The organism is Bacillus paramycoides (genome assembly GCF_001884235.1).
GTDB classification, from domain to species: Bacteria; Bacillota; Bacilli; order Bacillales; family Bacillaceae_G; genus Bacillus_A; species Bacillus_A paramycoides.
Genome location: NZ_MAOI01000068.1, coordinates 61220 through 75591, shown reverse-complemented (window position 1 = coordinate 75591; position 14372 = coordinate 61220). Strand labels below are relative to the sequence as shown.

Below are 14372 nucleotides of genomic sequence, written 5' to 3'. Positions count from 1 at the left end.
TTTTTCGATGTCAACTAAGTTTTTCAATTTCTTTTTTGTCGTTTTCTGCGTTTCCGCATCAGCGACGTTTATTAATATATCATGCAGTATATGTAGGGTCAATACTTTTTACAAAAAAATTTCACATCCCGTTAAAAGCTTTAAAAAGCATATTTCCAGTACATCATATCTCCCATTCACTCTTTATACATAGCTACACTCCTTACTATTTTTCCCCTTATCGTTTTACTAAGTTTATATACGAATGAAAATTCTAAATTTTATGTTATATTATTATTATAGGAGTGTGGTGAGAATGAGCATTAAATATTCGAACAAAATCAATAAAATTCGGACCTTTGCATTAAGTTTAGTATTTATCGGCCTCTTCATTGCATACTTAGGAGTCTTTTTCCGTGACAACATTATTATTATGACAACATTTATGATGGTTGGCTTTTTAGCTGTTATCGCTAGTACTGTCGTTTACTTTTGGATTGGTATGTTATCTACTAAGACTGTACATATTACTTGTCCAAGTTGCGATAAACCAACAAAAATGCTCGGTCGTGTCGACGCATGTATGCATTGCAACCAACCTTTAACACTCGATCCGAGTTTAGAAGGAAAAGAATTTGATGAGAAATACAATAAAAAGAGCTATAAAGGATAAAGTGCACTTTAATCAGTGTTTTTCTTCATCCATACCAACCTAGATTTCACTGGATACATCTATATATAATAAAGAAAGAGGGTGACGATTACGTCACCCTCTTTCTTTATTATATATTACGCCTTATGACACTCTGGACAAACGCCATAAATTTCTAAGCGATGACTATTAATAACGAAACCTGTCGTTTTCGCAGCTTCCTCTTCAAGTTTTTCCAAACCTCCATAAGGAAAATCAACAATCTTACCACATTTTTCGCAAATCACATGATAATGTTGACTTGTAACATAATCAAATCTACTTGAAGCGTCTCCATAAGTTAATTCCTTTACAAGTCCAACTTCTTTAAACACACGTAAGTTATTATAGACAGTTGCAACACTCATATTCGGAAACTTACCTTCTAATGCTTTATAAATGTCATCCGCTGTTGGGTGCGTCATAGATTCCACAAGGTACTCTAAAATAGCATGACGCTGTGGAGTAATGCGTACACCCGTATTTTTCAGCATTTCTAGCGCTTCTTTTAATTCTTCTTTGACCACCGTCATGCACCCCGATTCTATACGGATTATTATTTTATAATTCTTATAAAGAGTGTACCCCTTTTCTTATAAATCGTCAATATTTCTACTATAAGTATGTCGTTTATTTTTATATATAGCCTTATTCTTATGTATCTTCCCCCATTTTCTATACATTTACATAGAAAAAAGTGCGACATAATCGCACTTAGAATATTATCATCTGAGGAGGTATGCCCTACACTTTCACTTTATGTATCGTGGGAAAATATGTATAGACACATGCCTTACATATGTATTTTTTTCTTCCCACTATAGCTTATTTTATATAAGAAAGGACGTCCTCAATATGTCCTTTCACTTTCACTTTACGCCATTCTTTTACAAGTTCACCGTCTTTATTAATAAGGAATGTAGAACGCTCGATTCCCATGTACTCTTTTCCAAAGTTCTTTTTCAACTTCCAAACATCGTACAATTCTGCTACTTTATGATCTTCATCTACTAAAAGTATAAATGGGAGCTCATGCTTCTCAATGAATTTCATATGTCTGTTCACCGAATCCGGACTTACACCAAGGATGACCGTATCCTTCTCTTGGAATAATCCATACGCATCGCGAAAATCACATGCTTCGGTTGTACACCCTGGAGTCATATCTTTCGGATAAAAATATAGAACTACATTTTCCCCGCGGAAGTCAGCTAAGCGAACTTGTTCTCCGCCACTTCCCTCTAATGTGAATTCCGGTGCCATTTCTCCTACTGTGATCATTGTTATCACTCCTTCTCTTTTCTATTACTATAACAAATGCTACCTTATTTTTCATTGTCCATTACAGTCCTTACTACAAAAGCAAACGGTAATGTATATCCAATTAGCGCTTCTCCAATTGCAATCCATCTTCCGATTCCAATCGGAGCTATATCACCATATCCAACGGACAATAAAGTAACTGCGCTAAAATATAAACATATTTCAACAAGTTGAAAGGAATGAGCATCGAGCCTATCCCCATCTTCTTTCAAAACTGTAAAATCCATTTCCTCTAATACAACATAACTTAATCCAAACGCAATCAATACCGTTGTATAAATTAAAAACAATGTGGCTAAATTATACAGCGAAAAGAAACGCTTGGAATCTGAATATGAACTCCATAATAATTGGACACTTCTCAAAATAGCGATTGCTGCAATTAATAGAATAAATCCCCATAACATGTCCTCCACCTCATTTTATATGTATGAGGACTACAGCTAATTTATCCCTTAGAAACGAACAAGCTTCTATAATTAATTTCCTGCACCACGATATCGTTTAACCCCTTGATTCCAGAGGGTAATTGCAATAGTAAAACAGATAATACCAACAATTGGCGTTGCGAATGCATAGCTATTCCACTCTGTTTTTCTTAAAAAGTATGCTGCTGGATATACCCCAACAAACGCAAATGGTAAGACAAACGTTAAAATAAAGCGAATAACACGGTTATAAATATTAACAGGATAGCGTCCATAATTACCTATGTTATACATAAGCGGCATAATAGAACTTTTCGCATCTGACCAAAAGCCAAGACTTGCAAGCGTAACAAATATCCCGCCGTATACAAGTGCGCCTCCTCCTACCATAAGTAAGAATAAGAAGAAATCATACCAATAAAAAGATAATTGCAGCTCCAATGCCGCATAGCCCATTACAATAATCCCTGTAATGGCCCCAATTAGAGATTCAAGTTCCATTCTTTCTAATATAATTTGAAATAAACTATGAATCGGTCTCGTTAATACACGATCCATTTCTCCTTTAATAATGTATCGATCATTGAAGTCCCATATATTAAAGAAAGCTGAAAAAATAGCAAACGGTACTAAAAAGAAACCATAAATAAAGATTACTTCTTCTCGGCTCCACCCTTTTAGCTCTTGGGTATGCCCAAACACAACGAGAATGAAGATTAAATTAACAGCTTGTAGCAATAAATCTGAAAGTAATCCAACGATAAAATCGCCTCGATACTCCAATTTTGTTTTTATATATTGGCTTGCATATTGCAAAAACAACTTTATATATAGCATCTCATCATCCCCCTTGTACAATTAGACGTTTTCTCGCCGTTTTCCACATCAGCACAATTGGAATAATAAGTATAATTGCCCAAATCATTTGAAATAATAAAGCTTCATATAACTTACTTCCTTGTATACCTTCAGAGAAAATCATACTCGGAATATAACTAATTGCTTGAAACGGTAAAAACACCATTGCTTTTTGGGCCCATAACGGATAAAAACTAATCGGTAATAATAAACCAGAAAATAAATCGATTACAACACGTTTCGCATACATAATTCCACTATTATTAAATAAAAAGAATGTAAGCATTCCTGTCATTAAATTTATTTGTGTATTAATGATAAAACTAAATATTAAAGATAAGAAGAAATATAACCACGTTTGAAAATTCGTTGTAATTTGTAATGAAAATAATAACGTAACAATAACCATACCCGGAATTGAAAAGAAAGCGAAACGAAACATCCCTTCTCCAAGACCTTGCATAACCTTCATGCCTAAATAATTATACGGACGAATTAACTCTACCGCCACACGTCCTTCTTGAATTTCCATCGCAATTTCTCTATCTATATTATTGAAATAAAAAGCACGTGCCATCCATGCGATCGCAATATACGTAGTCATTTGCGAAATAGATAAACTTTCAATATTCTCTTTCCCGCTATAAATCGCTTGCCATAAAAAATAATACGCACCTATATTAATTGTATAAATTAAAATCCCACTGTAATAATTTGTACGATAGGCAAGCATCATTAAAAAGCGAATCCGAATCATTTCAATATACTTACCCATGCCTAATACCTTCTTCATAAATGTTACGAATAATTTCCTCTGTAGACACTTCATTAATTTTTAAATCTTTAATTTGGAAGGCTTGTACTACTTTGGAAATCAGCATAGAAATGATAACTTCTTCATTTGGTATTTTTGCAACCCACGCATTTTCCTCTTTTGCTTTTGACCAAACAACATGATTATCAGGCATAACCATTGATAACGCCTGGTGTGAAACTGGGGCAACAAACTGAAAATGTATTTCCTTCTCCGCTCCCCACTGCGTGCGAAGGTTATCTAACGATCCGTCATACATAATGTTTCCTTCATCAAGCATGATGACGCGCTCACATAAAGCTTCAATATCAGTAATATCATGAGTCGTTAACAGAATTGTTGTTTTATAACGTTCATTCATCTCTTTTAAAAATTCTCGTATTTTTAATTTCACAAGAACATCTAGCCCAATTGTTGGCTCATCTAAAAATAATAACGGCGGATTATGAATTAACGCCGCTGCCAATTCACAACGCATTCTTTGACCAAGGGATAATTTTCGTACCGGTTTATCTAATAAAGGACCGATATCTAACGTTTCAATAACATGTTCCATATGTTCCTTATACTGAGCGTCCGATACACCGTACACTTTCTTCAATAAACGAAATGATTCTTGTACAGCGATATCCCACCAAAGCTGAGAACGTTGACCAAACACAACACCGATTGTTCTTACAAATTCTTCTCTCTGTTTATGTGGATTCATGCCGTTCACTGTAATTTGTCCTGATGTCGGAGTCAAAATTCCTGTAAGCATTTTAATCGTCGTTGATTTACCAGCGCCATTTTCACCAATATAACCAACCATTTCACCTTGCTTTACAGTAAAAGAAACATCATTTACTGCTGGTACTATTTTATAATTACGATTTAATAAATCGCGAAATGCACCCTTTAATCCTGGACGACTTGAATAGGCTGTAAACTCTTTACGTAACCCTTGTACCTCAATTACCGATTTCATAATCGGACCCCCTTCCTAAATGTCACAACGAATAGTTTACCCAACTGCTCTCTCTATCACAAACAATACGTCTTTTCGAAAAACATGTTAGAATAATACATAGATTTTTGTAAGGAGATGAATTGTAGTGAATTTCACGAAATCAGAAGCATTACATAAAGAAGCTTTAGAACATATCGTTGGTGGTGTTAATAGTCCTTCTCGTTCTTACAAAGCAGTTGGAGGTGGTTCTCCTGTTGCAATGGAACGTGGAAAAGGTGCTTATTTCTGGGATGTAGATGGAAATAAATATATCGACTATTTAGCAGCATATGGCCCTATTATTACTGGACATGCTCATCCACACGTAACAGAAGCAATTAAAACAGCAGCTGAAAATGGTGTACTATACGGTACTCCAACAGCACTAGAAGTAAAATTTGCAAAAATGTTAAAAGAAGCAATGCCTGCTTTAGATAAAGTCCGCTTCGTAAACTCTGGTACAGAATCCGTTATGACAACCATTCGTGTCGCTCGTGCTTACACTGGCCGCACAAAAATCATGAAATTCGCTGGTTGTTACCACGGTCATTCCGATTTAGTACTTGTAGCAGCTGGCTCTGGTCCTTCTACTCTTGGAACTCCTGATTCAGCTGGTGTGCCACAAAGTATCGCACAAGAAGTTATTACCGTTCCATTTAATAATGTAGAAACTTTAAAAGAAGCATTAGATAAATGGGGACACGAAGTAGCAGCTATCCTTGTAGAACCGATTGTTGGAAACTTCGGTATTGTAGAACCTAAACCAGGCTTCCTTGAAAAAGTGAATGAACTTGTTCACGAAGCTGGTGCACTAGTAATTTACGATGAAGTTATTACTGCTTTCCGCTTTATGTACGGCGGCGCTCAAGATTTACTTGGCGTAACACCAGATTTAACAGCACTTGGTAAAGTTATTGGCGGCGGACTTCCAATTGGCGCTTACGGCGGTAAGAAAGAAATTATGGAACAAGTTGCTCCGCTCGGCCCTGCATACCAAGCTGGTACAATGGCAGGGAACCCAGCTTCTATGGCATCAGGTATTGCGTGCTTAGAAGTACTTCAACAAGAGGGCGTATACGAGAAATTAGATGAACTTGGAGCAATGCTTGAAAAAGGTATTCTAGAACAAGCTACAAAACATAACATCGATATTACAGTAAACCGTCTAAAAGGCGCATTAACTGTATACTTCACAACAAATACAATTGAAGATTACGATGCAGCCCAAAATACAGATGGTGAAATGTTCGGTAGATTCTTCAAACTTATGCTTCAAGAAGGTATTAACTTAGCACCATCTAAATATGAAGCATGGTTCTTAACGACAGAACATACAAAAGAAGATATTGAGTATACAATCGAAGCTGTCGGCAGAGCATTTGCTGCTTTAGCAGACAATAAATAATCCCGTCATTAAAAGGAAAAAAGAAAGCTCACCTTTCTTTTTTCCTTTTTTCTATTTCATAAATCCCTCATTAATAGTATAATTATTCATAATTATCTGTTTTATATTCTTTTATATCCTTACTATCCCTGTATACAAGGCTGATTACGCCTTAAATAGTAAGATTATTCAAAATTCAATTTCCAGAGGGGGGATTGACGGATGCTCAATAAAACAAATAAATGGACACCGTCTTTATTTAGAAATTATAAAAATGCAGAACATGATGCGTGTGGAATCGTTTCCGTTATGGAAAAACGAAGAATTCCTACAAAAGAAAATATCGACCTTTGTATACAATCACTAGTCAAAATGAATCATAGAGCTGGTTTCATTAATGGCGAAGGAGATGGTATCGGAATTCATATCGACATGCCAAAAGCACTTTGGAATGAAAAACTGAAAAGTAGCGGATATAATCCAACGATTGTGGATCATCCCCACTTTATCGTTGGACATTTTTTTCTAAATAAAAAAGAAAACATTGCTGATTTAAAAAAATACATTCATACGCAACTACACAATGAAAAACTTACAATTCTTCTCGAAAATGATGATGTAATAAACTCCGATGCACTCGGTCCTCTTGGTAAACAAGAAGAACCTTTATTTTGGCAAGTTGCCCTTATCGCCGAAAGTGAAGTTGAAAATATTGAACAAACATTATTTTCTGTAACAGTAAAAATAGAAGAAAATGAAGCAATTCATGTTGCCTCATTAAGTCATGACCATGTTGTATATAAAGTTCTCGGTGCTGGCGATACACTCGTTGCTTATTACAATGATTTACAACACCCACTTATCGCTTCAACTATGACACTGGGACATAATCGCTATTCTACTAACACGTTATCTAATTTTTTTCGTGTACAACCATTTAGCATTCTCGGACATAATGGTGAAATTAACACGATTGCAAAATTACGCGATCAAGCTGAAATGATTGATGTATCACTCACTGCCGGGGGCAGTGATTCCCAAGATTTAAACCGCACCTTAGAAACCCTTCTCGTTCAGTATAACTACAGCTTATTTGAAGCGATGGATATATTATTTCCGCCAATTATTAATGAAATAAAACTTTACGAAACAAACTTACAAAACTTATACACTTATATACGTGAGGCCTGGGGGCACTTCGCACAAGGTCCAGCTGGCATCATTTCACGTTATAAGGATGAAGCTGTTTTCAGTGTCGATTCCCTCGGCTTACGCCCAGTGTGGAAAGTAGAGACAGCAAGCTCTTATATTTTCTCTTCTGAACCTGGGGTTGTATCACCAACTGAATATGTAGCAGAACCAAAACCACTCGCTCCCGGAGAAAAAGTCGGATTAAAATGGAATGAACAAAATGAACTTGTTCTCTATGAATACGACAAATATCAAACGGAAGTTTATAACCGCTTTAAGAAACGAATCGATGTTACCAATTATCATTTAAATTTATCTATCCCTGAAACGAAAGAAATTGGAGGATTATGTGATTCTGTTCAAGTCGAAACGAAGCAATACGTTGCTTTCGGCTGGGATCGAGAACATATTCAGCTTCTTGAACAGATGGCAACAAAAGGCGTCGAACCAATTCGTTCACTTGGGCATGACTCACCACTTGCCGCACTTGATACAGATAGACGAAATATTGCTGATTTCATTAAGGAGAGTGTAGCCGTTGTTACAAATCCAGCAATCGATCGTGATCGAGAAGTCGAACACTTCTCCACACGTACTGTACTCGGAGAGCGTCCGAGTTTATTAAACAACTCTAAACAGCCATTTGTAGTCGAGATGCTTTCACCAATTATTTTAGAAGGAAGTTTAGCCCAATCTATCGCGGAAGAATTAAATACGATTACGTATGAACAACTTATACAGCTATTCATTACTCATAGCTCTGTCTCTACGATTTCTGTTACGTTCAGTCCATCAGAAACTTTACAATGCGCATTAAATCGAATTAGTTCTGAAGCGATAGCTGCCGTTACAAATGGTGCTTCCCTACTATTATTAGATGACGACAAAGCACATCAAAATGAACAGTTATGGATTGATCCACATTTAGTTACTGCTAAAGTACATCAAGCATTAACTGAAAATAAATTACGTCGAAACTGCTCTCTCGTTATACGTTCCGGTGCCCTACGCTCCTTACACGATATCGTAACGCTGTATGGATTAGGAGCAGATGGTATTAATCCATATTTATTGTTCGCAACTGTAAATGATGAAACAATAGCACCAATTACTAATTTATATACTGCACTTAATAAAGGACTAGAAAAAGTAATTTCAACAATTGGGATTCATGAATTACGCGGTTACGGTCGTCTCTTTTCCTCTATCGGATTGCATGAGGAAATCGCAAATACATTACAAATTACAAATTTCTTTGGTTCAAATGCTTTAGCTTTTTCATTTGAAGCACTTGCTGCAGACGCGAAAATGCGAGCGATTGATTATAACAATCCAAAAGTTAGAATGAGAAAATCATTTCATATATTCCCGCGGATTTGGAAAGCAATTGGTGATGTTGCAAAAGGAAACTCTTATGATGATTACCGCGATAAGTTAAGTGAATTAGAAGAAAATAACCCAATCGCAATTCGGCATCTTGTTCAAACAAAGCAAGCAAAGCATGTAGTTCCGACTGAAAAAGTTTCCATCGGTATTCACAATCATGATTTACCATTTATTATTAGTTCCATGTCATTCGGTTCTCAAAACGAGATTGCCTTTCGTGCGTATGCAGAAGCTGCCGATCAACTAAATATGATTAGTTTGAATGGTGAAGGCGGCGAAATTAAAGATATGATTGGTAAATATCCACATACACGTGGACAACAAGTTGCATCTGGCCGATTTGGAGTAAACGCCGAACTACTAAATTCATCAAATTTAATTGAAATAAAAATCGGTCAAGGTGCAAAGCCTGGTGAAGGTGGACATTTACCTGGTTCAAAAGTAACTGCCAAAATTGCTGAGGCACGTAACGCTACAATTGGATCAGATTTGATTTCACCTTCTAACAACCATGATATTTATTCAATTGAAGATTTAGCTCAAATGATTACAGAAATTAAAACGGCCAATCAGCTTGCAAAAGTAGCCGTGAAAGTCCCTGTCGTTCCTAACATTGGAACAATTGCTGTTGGTATCGCAAAAGCTGGTGCTGATTTTATTAACATTAGCGGATTTGACGGCGGAACAGGTGCTGCACGTATTCATGCATTACAATATGTAGGTCTTCCAGTAGAAATTGGTGTTAAAGCTGCTCACAACGCTCTACTAGAAGCAGGTATGAGACATAAAGTAGAAATTTGGGCAGATGGTGGTATTCGAAGTGTAAATGACGCCTTAAAAATCATGCTTCTTGGAGCAAACCGAATTGGATTTGGTACATTATCAATGATTGCAATTGGCTGTACAACTTGCCGTGGTTGTCATCTAGATACGTGCCACGTCGGAATTGCGACACAAATTGAATCTGAAGCGCAAGCGAAAGAACATGGATTACGCCGCTTCGTCCCACGCGAATTAGAAAGCGCAGTGGCTGGTTTATTAAATTTATTCACCACTTTCGGTGTAGAACTAAAACGGTTAACAGGACAACTCGGTTATACAAATTTACAAGAAATTATCGGGCGTTCCGATTTATTAGAACAAGTTCGAGGCGAAGATTTATTAGACTTATGTAATTTACTGCAAACGATAGAAAATTCAACTGTTACAACAACAGTATCTGTACAAGAAAAACAATTTGAAACAGTTCATTCTACTCACTCAAAAGAATTAGTAGGAGTTGGCGTAGAGCAACGCGTAATGGGTGGTCTAGAATCCTGTTATCGTGTTCGTAGTAAATTATATGAAAACACTCATCTTGAACCACTTACATTAAAGTACACAAATGGTTCTGTTCCTGGAAACGGATTAGGTGCTTACAATAGCGAAAACCTATTTATACACGTAAATGGTGGTGCGCAAGACGGAATTGGAAAAACTTCATTTGGCGGTGGCATTTATATAACGAAAGCAAAAGGGAAAGATGGAACATATTATAACGGTTCTGTCGGAAAAGGATTTGGATACGGCGCTCAAAAAGGAGCATTATACGTGCAAGGCAACGCCGATGCTCGTGCTGGCATTCGCCTCTCTGGAGCAGACATGATTATTGGAGGTAGAATTACAAAACCACTCCGTGAAAAGGAACAAGGAAACATAGGAGCATATTCCAATATAAAAGGATTTGCTTTTGAATATATGACAAATGGTCGTGCGCTTGTTTTAGGAGATCCTGGTCCGTGGATTTGTGCTGGTATGACTGGTGGTGTTGTTTATTTACGTCACGAACCAAATTTAGGTTTAACAGAGCTGGCCTTAAAAAGAAGAATCGCTAAGGGAGCAAATGTAACATTACAACCAATTAGTAAAAATGGTGTGCAAAATGTGAATCAATTATTATTAGACTACATTCGTGTATTAAATGAGCATGAACAATATGAAGAAGTCGCTTTATTAACACCACTATTAGATGATATTCAGCTTCACTTTTATGAAATTATCCCGAAAAAAGAACAGACGGATCCATCTATTTCAACTGAATAATATGTACAACATGTATTTTTCATAAAAAAATTGACGAAGTGAGCATCGCATAGTAATCTATAGTAACAATTTGAAACCTGCTGGAATTCAGCAGGTTTTTTCATTAGAGAATAGATGTTTAAAGAGAATTTGGATAAATTATAAAGTGAAACTTTAATCAGTATGGGGTGTTCATCCCCCACTAATTATTAGTCCACACTAATCGAGATAAATGAATCTTAATTTCTTTATTAAAATTTTTAACGTCACTAAAATATCACTTGCTAACATATTGTAATGAATGTATAGTATCATGTTGTACATTCATTATGACAAGAGAAAGGATATTAATAAGGGTATGAAACTTGGTGCTCGCATTTTAAAAACGGGTATTGCCATTACATTAGCTTTATTTGCTTGTATTTTACTTCAATTACCGAGTCCAGTATTTGCAGGAATCTCAGCTATCTTTGCTGTTCAGCCGTCCGTATACCGCTCGTATTTAACTGCTCTTGAGCAAATCCAAGCAAACGTAATTGGTGCGGTATTCGCTATCGTATTTGCTACTGCTTTTGGACATAATCCTTTTATTATTGGATTAACATGTATATTAGTAATTGCTCTTACATTACAATTACGCTTAGAAAACACAATATCAATCGCTTTAGTAACGGTTATCGCCATTATGGAATATCAAGGCGAAGATTTCTTTAGTTTTGCCTTACTTCGATTTGCGACAATTATGATTGGAATTATTGCGGCTTCGCTTGTAAATTTAGTATTTATGCCGCCAAAATATGAAACAAAACTTTACCATCGCATCGTTGATAATACAGAGGAAATTGTCAAATGGATTCGTATGAATAGTAGGCAAGCTTCTGATTTTACAACTCTAAAAACCGATATTGATCGCATGAAAGAAAAAATGATTAAAATAAATCATTATTATTTACTTTATAAAGAAGAAAGAAGTTACACGAAGAAAATACAATTCGCAAAAATTCGCAAACTTGTTTTATTTAGACAAATGTTAGCGACAACAAGTCGTGCTTTAAGTACATTAAAGTCATTACACCGTACTGAAAATGAACTGCGCTATATGCCAGAAGAATTTCAGGAGTCTATTCAAAACGAACTCGATTCGTTAACCCATTATCACGAACAAGTTTTGTTAAAGTTTATTGGGAAAGCAAAGAAACAACAATCTGTTGAGATGCTTGATGAAGTTGAAACAGGTAAACAAGAATTGATTGATATCTTTATGGATTATCAAAACAAGGACGATGAGGAAGCATATAAAATATGGTTACATCTCTTCCCTCTTATTTCTTCAATTATTAATTATAGTGAAGAAGTAGAGCATTTAGATTTACTTGTGGATAGCTTCTACACATACCATAAACCAGAAAGTGAACTCCAAATCGACGATAAAAAAGAAGACGAATAAAAAACAGCTCCTTTTACGCTAAAGGAGCTGTTTCTGTTATATGTTGAAGCTGATATAAATTGTAATAAAATCCCCTTTTTTTCATTAACTCTTCATGAGATCCTTTTTCCTTTATTTCACCCTCTTCAACATAAATAATTGTATCAACATGCGTAATTGTCGCTAATCGATGTGCAATAATAATTGTTGTTCGATCTGCAGCTAACGTTTGAAGTGCCTCTTGAATATATCGTTCATTTTCTAAATCTAAAGCTGAAGTTGCTTCATCCAATATAAGCAAAGACGGATTCTTTAGAAAAACCCGTGCGATTGCAACCCGTTGTCTTTGTCCACCAGATAATTTCACACCGCGCTCCCCAACGACAGTATCATAACCATCTGGCAATTCTGTAATAAAATCATGAATTTGTGCAGCTTTGGCAGCTGAAATTACTTCCGCCTTTGCAGCTTTCGGATTTCCATATAAAATGTTAGCCCCAATCGTATCACTAAACAATAAATTATCTTGCAGTACAATTCCAATACGACTGCGCAAACTTCTCATATCATACCGTCTTACATCTATCCCGTCTACATAAACTGCACCGTCAGAAACATCATAAAAACGTGGAATTAAACTGGCGAGAGATGACTTTCCTCCCCCACTCGCTCCTACAAGTGCTACCTTCTCTCCCGGCCGCATAGTTAATGACAGATTATGCAATATCTCTTTTTCACCCTCATTGTAACGAAAAGAAACATTATCAAATATAACTTCTCCATCTAATCTTTTAGCTTGCACTGCATTTGGCACATTCACAATATCGTATTTTTCATCTAACAATTCAAACACTCGATCCATCGACGCGAAAGACTGCGTTAATGTTGTAGATGAATTGACGAGGCGACGAAGCGGACTATATAAACTATCCATATATCCAACAAAGGCCACCATAGTCCCAAGTGTTAACGAACCTTGAATTACTTCATACGCTGCAAAACCAATAACAAGTAACGGCCCTAAATCCGTTAACGTATTCACTGCTGAAAACGTTCTCGCCGTCCAACTCGTATGAGTTAGTGCTTTCGTTAAAAATTCATTATTTCTCTTTTCAAACTGTCCTCTTTCATACTCTTCTAATGCAAAACTTCGTGTCACTTGCATCCCTTGAATACGTTCATGTAAATATCCTTGCATAGTGGCTAACGCTTGTGAGCGCTCTTTCGTCAATTTTCGAAGGCGCCCGAAAAAATATTTCACTGCAACTACATAAATAGGTAAGATTAATAAAGCAACAAAGGTTAATTTTATATTCATAGAAAACATAACGATAATGGCAATAACAATTGTTGCAGTATCTAACCAGACATTCATAAGACCGGTAATTACAAAGTCCTTCGTTTGTTCTACATCATGGATTACACGTGAAATAATCTCTCCTGTTTTTGTGTTCGAATAATAGCGTAAGCTCAACTTTTGCAAGTGTCCAAAAATATGCTTTCTTAAATCGTATAGTATTGTATTGGCAATACGCTGCGCGAAATATTGACGATAATATTCTATAGGCGGTCTTAATACTGCAAAAATAAAAAAAGCAATCCCAATTGCGGTTATTAATTGGGACGTTTTTTCTTGAAGCGAACCCCCACCTTGAATAACATCATCAATAATATACTTTAATAACCATGGCATAATAAGCGGAATACCGAACTTAACAAGACCAATAATAATTGTAATAGCAATGAGCCATCGATATGGTTTAACAAATTGTAAATATCTTTTTATACCTTGCACATAATTCCCCCTCTAATAGGACAAACCTGCCGGGGAATCCCCCTGCAG

General features: G+C 36.1%; 11 protein-coding genes. 4 read left to right on the top strand and 7 right to left on the bottom strand.

The features are described from left to right. Window positions 1–295 precede the first annotated feature (295 nt). Window positions 296–652 carry a YgzB family protein gene (locus BAU28_RS12425; protein ID WP_071718703.1) on the top strand — a complete coding sequence of 119 codons (357 nt, stop codon included), beginning with the start codon at window positions 296–298 and terminating at the stop codon, window positions 650–652. A 116-nt stretch (window positions 653–768) separates the two neighbouring features. On the opposite strand, the gene perR is transcribed toward BAU28_RS12425, so the two are convergent. From perR to BAU28_RS12395, 6 genes are all read right to left on the bottom strand, one after another. Beyond that, window positions 769–1197 (bottom strand): peroxide-responsive transcriptional repressor PerR, encoded by a 429-nt coding sequence (gene perR / locus BAU28_RS12420; protein WP_000237829.1) that lies wholly within the window; start codon window positions 1195–1197, stop codon window positions 769–771. A 298-nt stretch (window positions 1198–1495) separates the two neighbouring features. Beyond that, a complete protein-coding gene (gene bcp, locus BAU28_RS12415) occupies window positions 1496–1951 on the bottom strand; it encodes a thioredoxin-dependent thiol peroxidase (protein WP_002174762.1) in 456 nt (151 codons plus the stop codon). 44 nt (window positions 1952–1995) lie between these two features. Next, on the bottom strand, window positions 1996–2400 hold the full coding sequence (locus tag BAU28_RS12410; RefSeq protein WP_002174760.1) for a potassium channel family protein: 405 nt from the start codon (window positions 2398–2400) through the stop codon (window positions 1996–1998). A gap of 72 nt (window positions 2401–2472) precedes the next feature. Beyond that, window positions 2473–3258, bottom strand: a complete 786-nt coding sequence (locus tag BAU28_RS12405) for an ABC transporter permease (RefSeq protein WP_002174759.1) — start codon at window positions 3256–3258, stop codon at window positions 2473–2475. Between the two features lie 4 nt (window positions 3259–3262). Then, window positions 3263–4054 (bottom strand): ABC transporter permease, encoded by a 792-nt coding sequence (locus tag BAU28_RS12400; protein ID WP_002174758.1) that lies wholly within the window; start codon window positions 4052–4054, stop codon window positions 3263–3265. Continuing rightward, window positions 4047–5060, bottom strand: coding sequence for an ABC transporter ATP-binding protein (locus BAU28_RS12395; RefSeq protein ID WP_071718702.1), 1014 nt, complete (start codon window positions 5058–5060; stop codon window positions 4047–4049). The genes BAU28_RS12400 and BAU28_RS12395 overlap by 8 nt, the downstream gene beginning before the upstream one ends. A 127-nt stretch (window positions 5061–5187) precedes the next feature. Here BAU28_RS12395 and hemL point away from each other — a divergent pair, with 127 nt between their 5' ends. The 3 genes from hemL (at window position 5188) to BAU28_RS12380 (ending at window position 12550) form a co-directional block, all read left to right on the top strand. Further along, entirely contained in the window at window positions 5188–6486 is a 1299-nt protein-coding gene (gene hemL, locus BAU28_RS12390; RefSeq protein WP_025148684.1) for a glutamate-1-semialdehyde-2,1-aminomutase, read from the top strand. Between the two features lie 201 nt (window positions 6487–6687). Then, window positions 6688–11124, top strand: coding sequence for a glutamate synthase-related protein (locus BAU28_RS12385; protein WP_071718701.1), 4437 nt, complete (start codon window positions 6688–6690; stop codon window positions 11122–11124). A gap of 337 nt (window positions 11125–11461) precedes the next feature. Continuing rightward, the gene (locus tag BAU28_RS12380; RefSeq protein ID WP_048375686.1) at window positions 11462–12550 is read left to right on the top strand and encodes an FUSC family protein; all 1089 of its coding nucleotides are present in this window, start codon (window positions 11462–11464) and stop codon (window positions 12548–12550) included. Window positions 12551–12563: 13 nt separating this feature from the next. Here BAU28_RS12380 and BAU28_RS12375 read toward each other — a convergent pair whose 3' ends face one another. Further along, window positions 12564–14324 (bottom strand): ABC transporter ATP-binding protein, encoded by a 1761-nt coding sequence (locus tag BAU28_RS12375; protein ID WP_071718700.1) that lies wholly within the window; start codon window positions 14322–14324, stop codon window positions 12564–12566. Between the last annotated feature and the right edge of the window lie 48 nt (window positions 14325–14372).